Source organism: Maritimibacter alexandrii (genome assembly GCF_005871115.1).
Classification (GTDB): domain Bacteria; phylum Pseudomonadota; class Alphaproteobacteria; order Rhodobacterales; family Rhodobacteraceae; genus Maritimibacter; species Maritimibacter alkaliphilus.
The window spans coordinates 150,085-164,801 of sequence record NZ_SWKQ01000011.1 but is presented as its reverse complement, the minus strand read 5'-3'; the positions used below and the strand labels follow the sequence as shown (position 1 = coordinate 164,801).

Below are 14,717 nucleotides of genomic sequence, written 5' to 3'. Positions count from 1 at the left end.
GAACCCTCATGCGTATTTGTGTCGCCGGCGCCTATGGCGCCTTCGGGATCAAACACATGGACGCGCTGGCCAACATTCCCGAGGTCGAAGTGACCTCGGTGATGGGGCCGACCGCCGAAAAGATCGAAGCCTTCGCGAAAGAGCGCGGCGTCGGCCATTGGGCCACGACGCTGGACGAATGCCTTGCGCGCGATGACGTGGACGCGGTGATCCTGTCGACCCCCACGCAGATGCACGCCGAACAGGCGATCGCCTGTATGGATGCGGGCAAGCACGTGCTTGTGGAAATCCCGATGGCCGACAGCCTCGAGGATTCCATCGCGGTGGTCGAGAAGCAGAAAGAAACCGGGCTGGTCGCCATGGCCGGGCAGGTCCGCCGCTTCAACCCGTCGCACCAGTGGATCAAGAACAAGATCGACGCGGGCGAGCTGAAAATTCAGCAGATGGACGTGCAGACCTATTTCTTCCGCCGCACCAACACCAACGCCAAGGGCGAGGCCCGGTCGTGGACAGATCACTTGCTCTGGCACCACGCCTGCCACACGGTCGATCTGTTCCAGTACCAGACCGGCGAGAGCGTGTCGGAGAGCTTCGGCCTGCAAGGCCCCAAGCACCCCGACCTCGACATCGCGATGGATATGGCCATCGGCATGAAGACCCCGTCGGGCGCGATCTGCACCCTGTCGCTGTCTTTCAACAACGACGGCCCCTTCGGGACCTTCTTCCGCTACATCTGCGACAACGGCACCTATATCGCGCGCTATGACGACCTGTTCGATGGGAAAGAAAACCCGATCGATCTGGAGGGCGTGGCCGTGTCGAACAACGGGATCGAATTGATCGACCGGGAGTTCGTCTCTGCCATCACCGAAGGCCGCGAGCCGAACGGTGCCGTCGCTCAGGTGCTGCCCGCGATGGAGACCCTCGACGCCATCGAGCGCGGGTTCAAATAAGTTTCGCCCCGCTGTCGCGGGACGACCCGGGGCCGCGCTTCGCGCGGCCCTTTCATTTTGGGGGGCGCCTCGCTGCGCTCGGCGTCATTTGGCGGTGGCGAGACGGTCTCGGGCCGGTCGCCGGCTGGCGAGGTCTCGCAGAACTTTCTTGCCTCCGGCGGGGATATTTTCGGACCGGAAAGACGGGGATGTGGCGCGCCTAGCCGTCCGACGGGCGCACGAGGATGGCGCGGAAGTCGTTCACGTTGGTGCCTGTGGGGCCGGGGGTGAACAGGTCGCCCAGAACCTCGAAGGCCGTGAAGGCGTCGTTTTCTGCAAGAAGCGCCGACGGGTCGTAGCCCGCTTCGCGCAGGCGCGCGGCGGTGGTGCCGTCGGCGAAGGCCCCCGCGTTGTCCTCGCTTCCGTCGATCCCATCGGTGTCGGCGGCCAACGCGGCAATGCCTGTGGACCCGTCGATGGCGATGGCGAAGGCGAGCAGGAATTCCGTGTTCCGCCCGCCGCGCCCCTGCCCTTTCAGCGTCACTGTCGTCTCGCCGCCCGAGAGCACGACGACGGGCGTTTCGAAGGGCTGGGCCTTGGTGGCCGAGTGGCCCGCGATCGCCGCGTGGACGCGCGCGACCTCCCGCGCCTCGCCTTCGATGGCGTCGGAGAGGATCACCGCCGGAAGGCCGCGGTCCCGTGCACGGGCGGCGGCGGCGTCGAGCGAACGGGCGGCGGAGGCAATCACCCTGACCTCGTTGTCCGCGAACGCCGGGTCGGCGGGATCGGGCGCAACGCAGGCCTCGATTTCGGCCAACATGCGGTCGGGCAACGCGACATTCCAAGCCCGGATCGCGGCCAGCGCCGCCTTTGCATCGGTCGCATCGGGAACCGTCGGGCCGGACGCCACCTGCGCCGGATCGTCCCCCGGCACATCGGATACGATCAGCGTCACTACCTTCGCCGGATGCGCCGCCGCCGCGAGCCGCCCGCCCTTCATGCGCGAGAAATGCTTTCGGATCGCATTCATCGCGGAAATCGGCGCGCCCGAGGCAAGGAGCGCCTCGTTCAAGGCCTGCTCGTCCGCGAGCGTGAAGCCGTCGGGGGGCGCAGGCAGCAGGGCCGACCCGCCCCCGGTAATCAACGCGATGACGAGGTCGTCTTCGGTCAGCCCCTGGACCGCCGCGAACAGAGCCTCGGCCCCGTCGATCCCGGCAGCATCCGGCACCGGATGGGCGGCCTCCATCACGCGAATGGTTCGGGTCTTGGCCCCGTATCCGTATCGCGTGACCACGACGCCTTCGTATGGGGCTTCCCACAGATCCTCGAAAGCGACGGCGAGTTGCGCCGCGCCCTTGCCCGCACCGATCACGACCGTCCGGCCCTTCGGGGGGGCAGGCAGGTTCGGCCCCAATGCCTGCGTCGCATCGGCGGCCCGGATCGCCGCGTCGAACAGGTCGGTCAGGAGGGCGCGGTCGTCCGGTGTCATGCGGCCGCCCCGCGCCGGCCAAACTTGACTCCATCAGATAAGTTTGTAAGCGCCAACATGGTGGAATTCCACCATTTTACGTCCCAGAGTGTGAGATTAAAGTCCTTGGTGTTACGCATGGCTCGGTCTTGTGAGTGGTTCGACCGACCCAACGCGACATGGAGCGTTCCCGGATCGGGCAAATCGGTCTTCTGATCCACGGTCACGCAACACCCTTTTTCAGTTGTCACTGTTCGAATTCGGGACGCTCCACCCCTTTATTCCTTGGTGTAGGGCGTCCCGTTCGCTGCTGGCGGTTTCGACCGGCCGATCAGGCCCGCGACCACGATGATCGTCGCGATGTAGGGGGCCATGGCGAGAAATTCGGACGGGATCGGCGTGTTCAGAAGCGCCAGTTTCTGCTGGATCGAATCCGCGAAGCCGAAGATCAGCGCAGCCGAAAGCGCCCCGACCGGATGCCACCGGCCGAAGATCATGGCGGCCAGCCCGATGTAGCCGCGCCCGTTCGTCATGTTTTCGTCGAACCGCCCGACCGAGCCGAGCGTGAACCATGCGCCACCGAAGCCCGCGACCATGCCGCCCAGCGTCACGTGGATATAGCGCGTGCGATAGACGTCGACGCCCAGCGTGTCGGCGGCACGGGGATGCTCGCCCACGGCGCGCGCGCGCAGCCCGTTCTTGGTGTGAAACAGGTAATAGGTCGAGATCGCGACCAGTATCAGCGCGCCGTAGACGAACAGGTTCTGGTTGAACAGCATCGGGCCGATGACCGGAATGTCGCCCAGGAGCGGGATCTTGAAGGCGCGGAAGGTGGGCGCGTTGTTCAGGTGTCGATATTCGGAAAACACCTGCGACGACACGTAACTCGTCACGCCCAAGACGAAGAGATTGATGACAACCCCCGCGATGATCTGGTCCATTCGGTAGGTCACGACGAGGGCGGCGAGGAGCATGCCGAAGCCGCCACCGACGAGGATCGCGGCGAACATGCCGACCCACCCGCCCAGAAGCGACCCGATGAGCGCACCGGTGAAGGCGCCCGCCAGAAGCATCCCCTCGATGGCGATGTTCACGACCGCCACACGTTCGGACAACACGCCCGCGAGTCCGCCCAGCGCGATGGGCACGGCACGCACCATCGTGGCCTGCAACATGCCGGTGAGCGAGAACGATTTGCCCGCCGTCGCCCAGACGAGGAAGGCCATCACGAGAATGGCGAGACCGATCCCGAGGCTCAGGTTCGTCCACTTCGCACCGCCGCGCAGGAACTGGCGCACGCCGAGAAAGGCAAGCAGCGCCGCGGCGATCATGTTGAACGGCCCGCCGGGGACGACGAGGTTGCCGACCTGAATGGCATCGCGCGGCGTGGTCAGGCGGAAGGTCGCGACCTCGCCCGGTGTCACGTTCAGCCCGAACAGCACCAGAAGGGCGAGCGCGATCAGCACCCCGCCCATGATCCGCGCGCGGCGGGCAGAGGCGCTGTCGAGTTTCTCGTCGGACGACGGGGTGGCTTGGCTGGTAATGTCGGTCATGCGTCACCCACGCGTTTGGTGCGTTTCCGGAAGCCCCACGGGAAGATCGCGCGCACGAGAAGCGGGGCCGCGATGAAGATGATGATAAGGGCCTGAATGATCCCGATCAGATCGATGGACACGCCCGCACTGACCTGCATCTGGCGGCCGCCCGCCTCGAGCGCGCCGAACAGGATGCCGGCGAACAAGATGCCGACGGGATGCGACCGGCCCAGAAGCGCGACGGCGATGGCGTCGAACCCGATCCCGGCCGAAAAGCCGGGGCTCGCACGGCCCAGAACGCCGGTGACCTGCGTCGCGCCAGCAAGACCGGCGAGCGCACCCGCCGTGGCCATCGCCAGCACGATGATGAAGGCCGCGTTCATGCCCGCGTAGTTCGCCGCATCCGGGTTCTCGCCCGAAGCGCGGAAGGCAAAGCCGATCTTCGAGCGAAACAGCATCCAGTAGACAAAGGCGACGGCGGCCAGCATCACGAAAATACCCGCGTGAAGGCGCAGGTTCACGTCGATGAAATCGAGGATGCGGGGCAGTTCCGCCGAGGGTGGAACGTCCTTGGAGATCGGGTCGGACCGACCTTCGCGTTGGATGAACGGTTGCCGCAGGAGCCAGTCGAGCAGGCGATAGGAGATGAGGTTGAGCATGATGGTCGAGATGACTTCATGCGCCCCGGTCGTCGCCTTGAGAAACCCAGCGATAGCGGCGTAAAGCGCCCCGACCAGCGCCCCGATCAGAAGCGTCAGGGGCAGATGGATGATCCACGGCAGACCGGCCAAGGTGAAGCCCGCGACGACGGCGGCCAGACCGCCCATCAGAAGCTGACCCTCCGCCCCGATGTTGAACAGGCCCGCCCGGAAGCCCAGGCCAAGGCCCAGACCCGCCAGAACCAGCGGGATCGAAGCGGTCAGCGTCTCGGACCAAGCCGACAGCGACCCGACCGAGCCGACGGCGAGCGCCACGAAGCTGCGCCCGATGGTCGGCAAGTCGACGGCGGTGGCGAGCATGATGAGCGCGCCGAAGATCAGCGCCACGACCACGGCGAACAGCGGCACGATCACGAGATCCTCGAAATCGTCGCGGCCATGGGTGGTGCGCGCCATCAGGCCGCGCATCCGTTCATTCACTTCCTTGAGGTCCGGTCCCGAACTCATGCGGCCTCTCCTTCAAACGACCCCGCCATCGCGAGGCCCACGGCATTGCGGTCGGCCTTGCCGCCGGTGTTGTCGAATTCCGCGACGATCCTGCCGTCGTACATGACGTAAATGCGGTCCGAGAGCCCCATGATCTCGTCCAGCTCCGACGATACGATAAGCACGCCGTCGCCCTCGTCCCGGCTGGCGATGAGCCGCTCGTGGATATACTCGATCGACCCGACGTCGACCCCGCGTGTCGGCTGCGAGGCGATCACGAGCTTGGTCTGACGCTCCAGTTCGCGCGCCACCACCATCTTTTGCTGGTTGCCGCCCGACAGCGCCCCGCCGGGCAGGAACACGCTCGGCGTGCGCACGTCGAATTCGACGCAGTATTTCGCCGCCGTCTCGTGGACCTTGGGCCAGTCGATCGCCCAGCCTTTGGAATATTCCGGCGCGTAATAGTTGTTCAGCACCATGTTCTCGGCGACCGAGAAGCTGTCGACCATGCCCGACTTGTGCCGATCCTCTGGGATATGGGCCATGCCCATTTTGTGACGCTCGCGCACGCGAGCATAGGTGATGTCGGTGCCGTCGAAGTCGATTTTGCCCGACGCAACACGCTCAAGCCCCGTGATCGCCTCGACCAGTTCGGTCTGGCCGTTGCCCTGCACCCCCGCAACGCCCACGACCTCGCCCGAGCGCACGGTCATCGACACGCGGTCGAGCACCTTGTCGTCGTTCTCGTCCAGCATGGTCACATCGTGCAATTCCAGCATGGTGCGGCCCGGCTTGGCATCGCCCTTGGCGGTCGTGAAGCTGACCGGGCGGCCCACCATCATCTCGGCAAGGTCCGATTCCGTCAGTGTCTTGGGGTCGCCTTCGCCGGTGATCCGGCCTTGGCGAAGCACGCTGATCCGGTCCGAAATCTCCAGAACCTCATGCAGCTTATGCGTAATGAAAACAATGGCTTTCCCGGCTTTCTTCAAGGTGTCCACGATCCCGAAGAATTCGCGCACCTCCTGCGGGGTGAGCACGGCAGTCGGCTCGTCGAGGATCAGCACGTCCGCAGACCGGAACAGCACCTTGAGGATCTCGACGCGCTGCTGGATGCCCACCGGGAGCTCTTCGATCAGTTCGTCGGGGGGCACGTGCAGGCGGTATTTCTCGTTGATCTCCTCGACCTGACGGCGGGCCTTCTTGATGTCGAGGTATCCGAACTTGCCGGTCGGCTCGACGCCCAGCACGACGTTTTCGGCGACCGTCATCACGGGGACGAGCATGAAATGCTGGTGCACCATGCCGATGCCCGCGGCGATCCCGTCACCGGGGCCTTCGAACTTGACCGGCTTGCCGTCGATCAGGATCTCGCCCTCGTCGGGCGTGTAGAGCCCCGAGAGCATGTTCATCATGGTCGATTTGCCCGCACCGTTCTCGCCGAGCAGGCCCAGAACCTCGCCCGCGCGGATGTGCAGATTGACGTTGTCGTTGGCGACGACGGGGCCGAAGCGCTTGGTCAGACCGCGCAGTTCGACATCCATGGGCTGCCCTCCCCGATTGGACAGGTTTTGGACGGAAAACCGCCGCCGGGTTTCACCGGCGGCGGCAAAGGGTCAGATTACATGCCGACCTGAATCGATCCGTCGATGATGCCCGCTTTCACGGCCTCGATCTCGGCTTTCAGCTCTTCCGGAATGGAATCTTCGAAGGCGCCATAGGGGGCGAGGCCCACGCCTTCGTTCTCGAGCGTGCCGACGATCAGCCCGCCTTCGAACGTGTCGTTCATCGCCATGTCGATCACTTGCGTCACGGTCGAGTCCATGCGCTTGAGGACCGAAGTCAGATAGACATGCGCCTTTTCCGGGTCGGTCTGGGTCTGGTCGGCGTCCACACCGATGATCTTCAGGCTGTCGGTGCCCATCTCGTCGGCAAGCTGCGCCGAACCAAGGCCCACGGGACCGGCGACGGGCATGACGATGTCGGCGCCTTCCTGATGCAGGTTCTCGGCGAAGGCGCGGCCATCGTCGAGGCTGTCGAAGTTGCCGGTGAACAGGCCTTCCGAGCTTTCCGGGTTCCAGCCCAGAACCATCACGTCGGTGCCCTTCTGTTCGTTGTAGTACTGAACGCCGTAGTAGAAGCCGTCCATGAACGCGGTGACCGGCGGGATGTTGATGCCGCCGAAGGTGCCGACGACGCCCGTCTGGGACATGCCAGCGGCCAGATAACCGGCAAGGAACGCACCCTGATCGGTCGCATAGACCTGACCCAGCACGTTCGGGATCGTGGGATCATAGGCGAAGTCGACGATCGAGAATTTCTGCTCCGGGTTGGCCTCGGCGGCCGCCTTGGTCGCGTCGCCCATGAGGAAGCCGACGGTGACGATGATGTCGCAGTTGCCTTCGATCAGCGAGTTCAGGTTGGCCTCGTAATCGGTTTCGGCCTGCGATTCCAGGAAACGGCCTTCGATGTCCGAAGCCTCCATCGCATCCTGCACGCCCTTCCACGCGGTCTGGTTGAAGCCCGCGTCGTCGATGCCGCCCGTGTCGGTCACCTGACAGGCGGTGAAGGCCGAAGCCGTCATCACCGTGCCGGCGAGCAGCGCGGCGGCAAGCCCGGTGCGGGCCGTGATTTTGTTGAGAAACGTCATTAAGACCTCCATGTCGAACCACGCCAAGACGTTCGGGCGCGGCAGGTTAGTTTATTTTTTTGGCAGGCAACGCGTGACCGGGACGGCAGCGATTCCCCCTGCAGACATGCGAAAGCCTAGCACGGGTTTTTTCAAGGTGGTTGATAGATTTTGGCTTTTTCGCCGGATTTGACCCGACGTTCAAAAATTTCCGAGGGCTTTCAAGCCGCTTATCACGACGCGATGCCCGGATTTCGGGCATCGCCCGAACCGGCCAAGCCCTTGACGTTACTTCCCCTTGTCGGGGTCGTCGCCGTGATCGACGTGAAACCGCAGCCCCTGATTGATCTTCGCCTGCATTTTCCACGGCAGCAGCGACTGGAGTTTCAGCCCCAGTCTGAGGTGGCCGGGAAAGTCGATTTCGGCGGTCCCACGCGCCAGCCCCGCGAGGATGGTTTTCGCCGCTTGCTCTGCGGGCATGATCCCCGGCAGCGGGCCGCGATGCACCTCGGTCTGCGGCGTCTCGATATGGCCGGGATGCGCGATCACCACGCGCACCCCGTCGGGGGCGAGGTCTTCGCGCAGCGCGCGGGCGAATGCCGTGATCCCGGCTTTCGAGGCGCAATAACTCGGCGCATCGGCCTGATTGGCGAAAGCCCCCAGCGACGAGACGAACAGGATCGTGCCCTGAGCCGCCTCGCGCATGTGGTCGGCCAGACGCAGCGCCAGCACGGTGGGCGCGGTCAGGTTCGTTTCGATCTGGATCGCGGCCCGGCGCGGGCTTTCCAGCTTACCGTCCTTGCCGCGCCCGTCGAACATCCCCGCGTTCAGGAGCGCAAGGTCGATGGGCGCGTGCGCCGCGGCATCGACCCAATCCTCGGCCGCCTGAATGTCGGTCAGGTCCACGATGGCTGTCTCGACCTCGGCACCCTTGGCGCGCAATTCGTCGGCGACCGCCGCCAAGGCCGCCTCACGTCGCCCCGACAGGCACAGCGTCACGCCCGGTTTCGCCAAGGCGCGCGCCAATTCCCGCCCCAGACCCGAGCTTGCCCCGGTCAGCAGGATTCGGCGCGCCCCGGTCACGACGCGATCTTGCCCACGGGCCAATCGACCGCGATGCCCAGCGACACGGCCTTGTCGACACGCGGCGGGCGCGGCTCATAAAGCCCGAACTGGTTGATCCGCGGCTGCTCCAGCCGTTCGATCGCGTTGCGGATGAACGCCGCCCGGCCCTCGTCGCCATAGACCGAGCCGCGCACATGGATGCCATAGGCCATGGCGCGCACGAGCGCGTTCAGCATGCCGGGCTTCGGGGGCTGGGGATCGGTCCAGAACCCGTCCAGATCGCCCTGATGGGTCAGCCCCTCGATATCATAGACCGCGACGCCCAGCGGTTTCGTCGGCACGTTCCGGCGCAGGGCGATCAGTCCGGTCGTCGAGTTGATGACGACGCAGCCCGCGACGATGGAGAAGATGTCGGGCAGGAACCCGCCGTCCAGAAAATGCACCCGCTCGGCCAACCCGTGTTCGGCGGCCAGCCGCGGCACCACACGGTCCCATCGCTCCAGCCCGTTGTCCATCGGGTGAATCTTGAAGATCAGTTCGGCCCCCTCCGGCGCATGATCGCGGAACGAGGCCATGACGCGCCGGATGAACTCGGTCTGGAACCCCTTGGGCGCGTTGTCGCGCAGCTGATAGTCGTTCTGCATCTGTAGCGGCACGAGGAAGCGCGGCACCTCGGCCGTCGCCTCGAAATGCCTGACCAGCGCATCCGCCTTCGGTGCGTTGCGCCGCCGCTTCAGAAGCCGGGGCACATAGGCCGGAAACTCGACCAAGACCGGGTAATAACGATCCGGGCGATAGCGCGGGGTCAGCCATCCGAAGAAGGCGTTCGACAGGTGGAACGACGCTTCGCGCACCGCCTCGTCCAGACTCGGGATGTCATAGATCTGGGCCTGATCGACCGGCTCCAGCGTCTCTGCCACCGCTTCGATCTTGGCGGGATCTTTCGGGAAATGGGAATAGGTCGACTGCCCGCCCTCTTCGAGGATCAGCCAGTCGGGCCGCAGGTAGCCGTATTCCATCGACACGCTGCGCACCCCCTCTTCATGCGCCACGCGCTGCGCCGCCTTGTGATAGGGAAAACGGTCCGCGAAATAGAGGATGTCGGTCACGCCACGTTCGCGGATGAGCGCGCGCAGATGGTCGGGCCAGCCCGCCAGCGACCCGCGATACATCTGCGTGTCCTTTCCGCGCCAGAACAGCCAGTCGCCGGGACAGAAATTGACCTTGAGCACCTTGTGCCCCCGCGCGGCCAGCGCCCGGCCAAGGTCACGAAACACCCCCGACGTCGGCCCTTGCAGGAACAGGAAACTGCGCGTCTCCGATTGTCCCTGATTGGCGCTCATTGGCTGTTCCATTTTTCTTGTGGCTATCGCATTAAGGCTCCGGCCCTTTAATCACGACCGGGAGGCAAGATGCCAGACTTTCTCCGCGCCCATGACAGTTTTGGCAAGCGGGTTTTCGGCTTCGCGTTCCACCTGTTCGACCTCGTCGCCTACGAGGTGCTGTATCGCCTGTCTCCGGCACGGCGGATGTGGTTCTTCAACGGCGGATACATGCCGCTCGACGACGACTACACCTCCTACCCGGAGTTCGCGGGCGAGGATCATTCGGCCATGATGTATCATCAGGCGGGCCGCACGATGGTGAAGGATCACGGGCCTGCGCCGACGTCGATCCTCGACGTTGGCTGCGGTCAGGGCGGCGGGCTCGTTTACCTGTCGCGCCTCTACCCGCAGGCGAAATTGACCGGCACCGAACGCTCGCAATCCGCCGTTCGGCTTGCCAAACGGCGCACCAAGCCCTTCACCGATGCCACGATCACGCAAGGGCATTCCGGCGGGCTGGCCTTCGCCGACGACAGTTTCGACATGGTGGTCGCCGTCGGATCGCCCACCTACTTCGGTCTCACCCTTTTCGTCGAAGAGGCCGGGCGCGTCGTGAAACCCGGCGGACTCATCAGCTTTTCCGGCGGCTACCGTCAGGGCGACCACGCCAAGGTCGAGGGCGAGATTCGCGAAGCCGCCGCCAAGGAAGGGCTCGAAGTCCTGACCTATCGCAACATCACGCCCCACACCTTTGCCTCGCTCAAGGCCGACCTGCCCCGCCGCGAAGCCACGCTGGCCCGCGTGCCATGGCCGTTCTCGATCTATGCCCGCCGCTGGGCCGACATGCCCGGCAGCCCGGAATACGATGAATACGAAAAGGGCCTGCGCGCCGATTTCGCCTGCGTGATCCGCAAACCGGCCTGAGCCGCGCAATCGCCCTTTCGCCTGCCCGCGATTGCTCTAAGTTGGCCGCATGGCCGATCCGATGGAGCTTCCCGAACCCGACCGCATCGAAGGTGCGCCCCACCCGCGCGAAACCCGTGCGCTCGTCGGGCAGGACGCGGCCGAACAGGGGTTCCTGACCGCCTATAACGGCGGACGGCTGCACCATGCATGGCTCATTTCCGGCCCGCGCGGCGTGGGCAAAGCGACGCTCGCCTGGCGGATCGCGCGGTTCCTGCTGGCCACGCCCGCCGACGACGGCGGCATGTTCGGCGCGCCACCGCCGCCCGAAACGCTGGACATCGACCCCGAGCACCCCGTGGTGCGCCGGTCGATGCAACTGGCCGAACCCGGCCTGTTCCTGCTCAGACGCGGCCCGAACGACAAGGGCGACAAGCTGTCCGCCGATATCCGCGTGAACGAGGTGCGCAAACTGCGCGAATTCTTCGGTCTCTCCGCCTCGGACGGGGGCCGGCGCGTGGTCATCGTGGATGCCGCAGACGAGATGAACACGCAGGCCGCCAACGCGCTTTTGAAGATGCTGGAGGAGCCTCCGCGGGGTGCGACGCTGCTCCTCGTCAGCCATCAGCCCTCGCGCCTCCTGCCGACGATCCGGTCACGGTGCCGCGAGTTGCGCCTGTCGCCCTTGGCGCCCCCCGACCTCGCCCGCGCGCTGGAAAACGCGGGCGACATGCCCGGCCCCGACGCGGAAGCCTTGGGCGAACTGGCGGGCGGGTCCGTGGGAGAGGCCCTGCGCCTCAGCCAGTTGGGCGGGCTCAAGATCTACGAGGATCTGGTGTCCATCTTCGCCCATGCCCCGCGCTACGACCGCCCCCGCGCCATCGCCTTGGCGCAAAGCGCGGCCGGGGTCGCGAACGCCACGCGCTATGCGTTGATCCTCGACCTCGTGGACCAGTTCCTCGCCCGCCTCGCACGCTCCGGCGCGGGCCACCCGCCGCTGATCGAAGCCGCCCCCGGCGAGGCCGCGCTCTTCGCCCGACTCGCCCCCGACGCATGGCGCGCGCGCCGTTGGGCCGAGGTGGCGCAAGACGTGTCTTCGCGCGCCGGACATGGGCGGGCGGTCAACCTTGACCCTGCCGCCCTCATCCTTGATATCACCTTCAGGATCAACGAGACCGCAGCAGCCTACGCCGCATGACCGAGCAGCCAAGCATCACCGATAGCCATTGCCACCTCGATTTCCCGGATTTCGAGGGTCAGATCGATGAAATCGTCGCCCGCGCCGCCGAAGCCGGCGTGACACGGATGGTGACGATCGCCACGAAACTGGCGAATGTGCCAAAAGTGCAAGCCATCGCCGAGGCGCACGATCCGGTCTATTTCGCCGCCGCGACCCACCCGATGAGCGCGGCGGATCAGCCTCTGGCGACCGTCGAAGAGCTCGTGGCGCTCGCGGATCACCCCAAGTTCGTCGGCATCGGCGAAACCGGGCTCGATTACCATTACACCGCTGATTCCAAAGAGATTCAGCAGGAAAGCCTGCGCGCCCATATCGAAGCGGCCCGCCAGACCAAGCTGCCGCTTATCATCCACGCACGGGACGCGGATGACGATATGGCACGTATACTTACCGAAGAGCACAAAGCGGGTGCATACACCTGCGTCATGCACTGCTTTTCGTCGGGGCCGGAGCTGGCCCGCGCCGCGCTCGACCTTGGCTTTTACCTGTCCATGTCGGGCATCGCGACCTTCCCGAAATCCTCGGACCTGCGTGAGATTTTCGCCGACGCGCCGCTCGACCGCATCCTCGTCGAGACCGACAGCCCCTACCTTGCGCCCCCGCCCCATCGGGGCAAGCGCAACGAACCCGCCTTCACGGCGCATACGGCCCGCGTCGGCGCCGAGGTTTTCGGGCTCGACTATGCCGATTTCGCCCGCGCGACGCAGGACAATTTCGACCGCCTGTTCTGGAAGGCCGCCTGATGGCGCGCCTGACCTTCACCATTCTGGGCTGCGGCTCGTCCGGTGGCGTCCCGCGACTGGGCGGCAACTGGGGCGCCTGTGATCCGGCCAATCCGAAGAACGCGCGCCGCCGCTGTTCGATGCTGGTCGAACGGGCCGAAGGGGATGCCACCACGCGCATCCTGATCGACACGTCGCCCGACCTGCGCGCGCAACTGCTCGACGCGAATGTCGGCGCGCTCGACGCGGTGATTTACACCCATGCCCACGCCGACCATGTTCACGGGATCGATGACCTGCGCATGATCGTCTACAACATGCGAAAGCGCCTGCCGGTCTATGCCGACGGTGCCACGCAGGACGCGTTGTTTTCCCGCTTCGGCTACGCCTTCGTCCAGCCGGAGGGGTCGAGCTATCCCCCCATCCTCGACATGCACACGATCCGCGACGGCGAAGATTTCACGCTGACCGGCGCGGGTGGCCCGATCACCTTCACCCCGTTTGAGGTCGAGCATGGCAACATCGACGCCCTCGGCTTCCGCGTCGCCGACTTCGCTTATCTGCCCGACGTGTCCGACATGAAGGATGCGGCTTGGAACGCGCTTCAAGACCTTGATTGTTGGGTGCTCGACGCCCTACGCTACACCCCGCACCCGACCCATGCCCATGTCGAGAAATCGCTCGAATGGTTGGAACGTTCCGGCACGAAACGCGGCGTCCTGACCAACATGCATATCGACATCGACCACACCACGATCGAGGCCGAAACGCCCGCCCACATCACCGCCGCCTACGACGGGATGCAGATCAGCTACGACATCTGATGCAGGCGCTGATCGAGGTCATCCTGCCCGTCTTCCTCGTGCTCGGGTTCGGCTACCTCGCCCGCTGGAAACTCGGCTTTTCCGACGACGCCGTTCAGGGGCTGATGAAATTCGCTCAGAATTTCGCGGTGCCGGTGCTGCTTTTTCGCGCCCTCTCGACCCTCGAACTGGGCGAGAACTTCGCGTGGAACCTGCTCGCTTCGTTCTACACGGGCGCGATCCTCGGCTTCTTCGCGGGCCTGTTCGGCGCGCGCTACCTGTTCAAGCGTCCGTGGACCGACAGCGTCGCCATCGGTTTCGCCACGCTTTTCTCCAACTCGGTCCTTCTGGGCCTGCCGATCATGGAGCGCGCCTACGGCTCGGACGCGCTCGGCCCCAACTATGCGATCATCGCGATCCATGCGCCGGTCTGCTACCTGATCGGCGTCACAGCGATGGAGATCGTGCGCACCGGGGGCGGCGGCATTTTGGCCCCGCTCAAGGGCGTCGCCAAATCCATGGCGCGCAACCCACTCGTCATCGGCATCGCGCTCGGCATCGCCACGAACCTCTCGGGCCTCACGCTCCCCGGCCCCGCCCGCGACGCCGTGGACCTCGTGGCCCGCGCCGCCCTGCCCGCCGCGCTCTTCGGCCTTGGCGGGGTGCTCGTCGCCTACAAACCCGAAGGCGACATGCGCGTTGTGGCGTGGATCGTGCTCGTCTCGCTCGTCCTGCACCCTGCGGTCACATGGGTCATGGGCACGCTCACCGGCCTCTCCGACGCGCAGTTCCGGTCGGCCGTCCTCACCGCCTCGATGGCGCCGGGGGTCAACGCCTTCCTCTTCGCAAATATGTATGGCGTGTCGAAACGCGTGAACGCGACGGGCGTGCTTGCCGCGACCGCCAGTTCGATCCTGACGATCTGGCTCTGGCTGCACGTCCTGCCCTGACGG

13 protein-coding genes are annotated in these 14,717 nt (G+C 65.4%); 6 read left to right on the top strand and 7 right to left on the bottom strand.

The features are described 5' to 3' along the window. The first annotated feature begins 8 nt into the window (after positions 1-8). Entirely contained in the window at positions 9-953 is a 945-nt protein-coding gene (locus tag FCT00_RS08860) for a Gfo/Idh/MocA family oxidoreductase (RefSeq protein WP_138422718.1), read from the top strand. Between the two features lie 199 nt (positions 954-1,152). Here FCT00_RS08860 and FCT00_RS08855 read toward each other — a convergent pair whose 3' ends face one another. From FCT00_RS08855 to FCT00_RS08825, 7 genes are all read right to left on the bottom strand, one after another. Further along, a complete protein-coding gene (locus tag FCT00_RS08855) occupies positions 1,153-2,421 on the bottom strand; it encodes a glycerate kinase type-2 family protein (protein WP_138422717.1) in 1,269 nt (422 codons plus the stop codon). A gap of 257 nt (positions 2,422-2,678) precedes the next feature. After that, positions 2,679-3,953: an ABC transporter permease gene (locus FCT00_RS08850; protein WP_138422716.1), complete on the bottom strand. Its 1,275-nt coding sequence runs from the start codon at positions 3,951-3,953 to the stop codon at positions 2,679-2,681. Further along, entirely contained in the window at positions 3,950-5,101 is a 1,152-nt protein-coding gene (locus FCT00_RS08845) for an ABC transporter permease (RefSeq protein ID WP_212748001.1), read from the bottom strand. The genes FCT00_RS08850 and FCT00_RS08845 overlap by 4 nt, the downstream gene beginning before the upstream one ends. Continuing rightward, positions 5,098-6,621 (bottom strand): ABC transporter ATP-binding protein, encoded by a 1,524-nt coding sequence (locus FCT00_RS08840; protein ID WP_008335176.1) that lies wholly within the window; start codon positions 6,619-6,621, stop codon positions 5,098-5,100. Before FCT00_RS08840 ends, FCT00_RS08845 begins: the two co-directional genes overlap by 4 nt. Before the next feature lie 77 nt (positions 6,622-6,698). Then, complete coding sequence (locus tag FCT00_RS08835; protein WP_008335175.1) at positions 6,699-7,727, bottom strand: BMP family lipoprotein; 1,029 nt, start codon at positions 7,725-7,727, stop codon at positions 6,699-6,701. A gap of 267 nt (positions 7,728-7,994) precedes the next feature. Beyond that, the gene (locus tag FCT00_RS08830; RefSeq protein ID WP_171042948.1) at positions 7,995-8,789 is read right to left on the bottom strand and encodes an SDR family NAD(P)-dependent oxidoreductase; all 795 of its coding nucleotides are present in this window, start codon (positions 8,787-8,789) and stop codon (positions 7,995-7,997) included. Further along, positions 8,786-10,114: a capsule biosynthesis protein gene (locus FCT00_RS08825; protein ID WP_171042947.1), complete on the bottom strand. Its 1,329-nt coding sequence runs from the start codon at positions 10,112-10,114 to the stop codon at positions 8,786-8,788. Before FCT00_RS08825 ends, FCT00_RS08830 begins: the two co-directional genes overlap by 4 nt. 69 nt (positions 10,115-10,183) lie before the next feature. Here FCT00_RS08825 and FCT00_RS08820 point away from each other — a divergent pair, with 69 nt between their 5' ends. Genes FCT00_RS08820 through FCT00_RS08800 form a run of 5 tightly spaced genes read left to right on the top strand, consistent with a single transcriptional unit; the run spans position 10,184 to position 14,714 of the window. Beyond that, positions 10,184-11,020 carry a class I SAM-dependent methyltransferase gene (locus FCT00_RS08820; RefSeq protein ID WP_138422712.1) on the top strand — a complete coding sequence of 279 codons (837 nt, stop codon included), beginning with the start codon at positions 10,184-10,186 and terminating at the stop codon, positions 11,018-11,020. 49 nt (positions 11,021-11,069) lie between these two features. Beyond that, positions 11,070-12,197 carry a DNA polymerase III subunit delta' gene (locus tag FCT00_RS08815; protein ID WP_138422711.1) on the top strand — a complete coding sequence of 376 codons (1,128 nt, stop codon included), beginning with the start codon at positions 11,070-11,072 and terminating at the stop codon, positions 12,195-12,197. Beyond that, a complete protein-coding gene (locus FCT00_RS08810; protein WP_138422710.1) occupies positions 12,194-12,982 on the top strand; it encodes a TatD family hydrolase in 789 nt (262 codons plus the stop codon). The genes FCT00_RS08815 and FCT00_RS08810 overlap by 4 nt, the downstream gene beginning before the upstream one ends. Then, positions 12,982-13,785, top strand: a complete 804-nt coding sequence (locus FCT00_RS08805) for an MBL fold metallo-hydrolase (protein WP_138422709.1) — start codon at positions 12,982-12,984, stop codon at positions 13,783-13,785. Before FCT00_RS08810 ends, FCT00_RS08805 begins: the two co-directional genes overlap by 1 nt. Beyond that, the gene (locus tag FCT00_RS08800; RefSeq protein WP_138422708.1) at positions 13,785-14,714 is read left to right on the top strand and encodes an AEC family transporter; all 930 of its coding nucleotides are present in this window, start codon (positions 13,785-13,787) and stop codon (positions 14,712-14,714) included. The genes FCT00_RS08805 and FCT00_RS08800 overlap by 1 nt, the downstream gene beginning before the upstream one ends. Positions 14,715-14,717 lie beyond the last annotated feature (3 nt).

Bases quoted from the DNA above. Each gene is read 5' to 3' on its own strand.
- FCT00_RS08860 (WP_138422718.1), top strand. From the start codon at position 9: ATGCGTATTTGTGTCGCCGGCGCCTATGGCGCCTTCGGGATCAAACAC.
- FCT00_RS08855 (WP_138422717.1), bottom strand. From the start codon at position 2,421: ATGACACCGGACGACCGCGCCCTCCTGACCGACCTGTTCGACGCGGCG.
- FCT00_RS08850 (WP_138422716.1), bottom strand. From the start codon at position 3,953: ATGACCGACATTACCAGCCAAGCCACCCCGTCGTCCGACGAGAAACTC.
- FCT00_RS08845 (WP_212748001.1), bottom strand. From the start codon at position 5,101: ATGAGTTCGGGACCGGACCTCAAGGAAGTGAATGAACGGATGCGCGGC.
- FCT00_RS08840 (WP_008335176.1), bottom strand. From the start codon at position 6,621: ATGGATGTCGAACTGCGCGGTCTGACCAAGCGCTTCGGCCCCGTCGTC.
- FCT00_RS08835 (WP_008335175.1), bottom strand. From the start codon at position 7,727: ATGACGTTTCTCAACAAAATCACGGCCCGCACCGGGCTTGCCGCCGCG.
- FCT00_RS08825 (WP_171042947.1), bottom strand. From the start codon at position 10,114: ATGAGCGCCAATCAGGGACAATCGGAGACGCGCAGTTTCCTGTTCCTG.
- FCT00_RS08820 (WP_138422712.1), top strand. From the start codon at position 10,184: ATGCCAGACTTTCTCCGCGCCCATGACAGTTTTGGCAAGCGGGTTTTC.
- FCT00_RS08815 (WP_138422711.1), top strand. From the start codon at position 11,070: ATGGCCGATCCGATGGAGCTTCCCGAACCCGACCGCATCGAAGGTGCG.
- FCT00_RS08810 (WP_138422710.1), top strand. From the start codon at position 12,194: ATGACCGAGCAGCCAAGCATCACCGATAGCCATTGCCACCTCGATTTC.
- FCT00_RS08805 (WP_138422709.1), top strand. From the start codon at position 12,982: ATGGCGCGCCTGACCTTCACCATTCTGGGCTGCGGCTCGTCCGGTGGC.
- FCT00_RS08800 (WP_138422708.1), top strand. From the start codon at position 13,785: ATGCAGGCGCTGATCGAGGTCATCCTGCCCGTCTTCCTCGTGCTCGGG.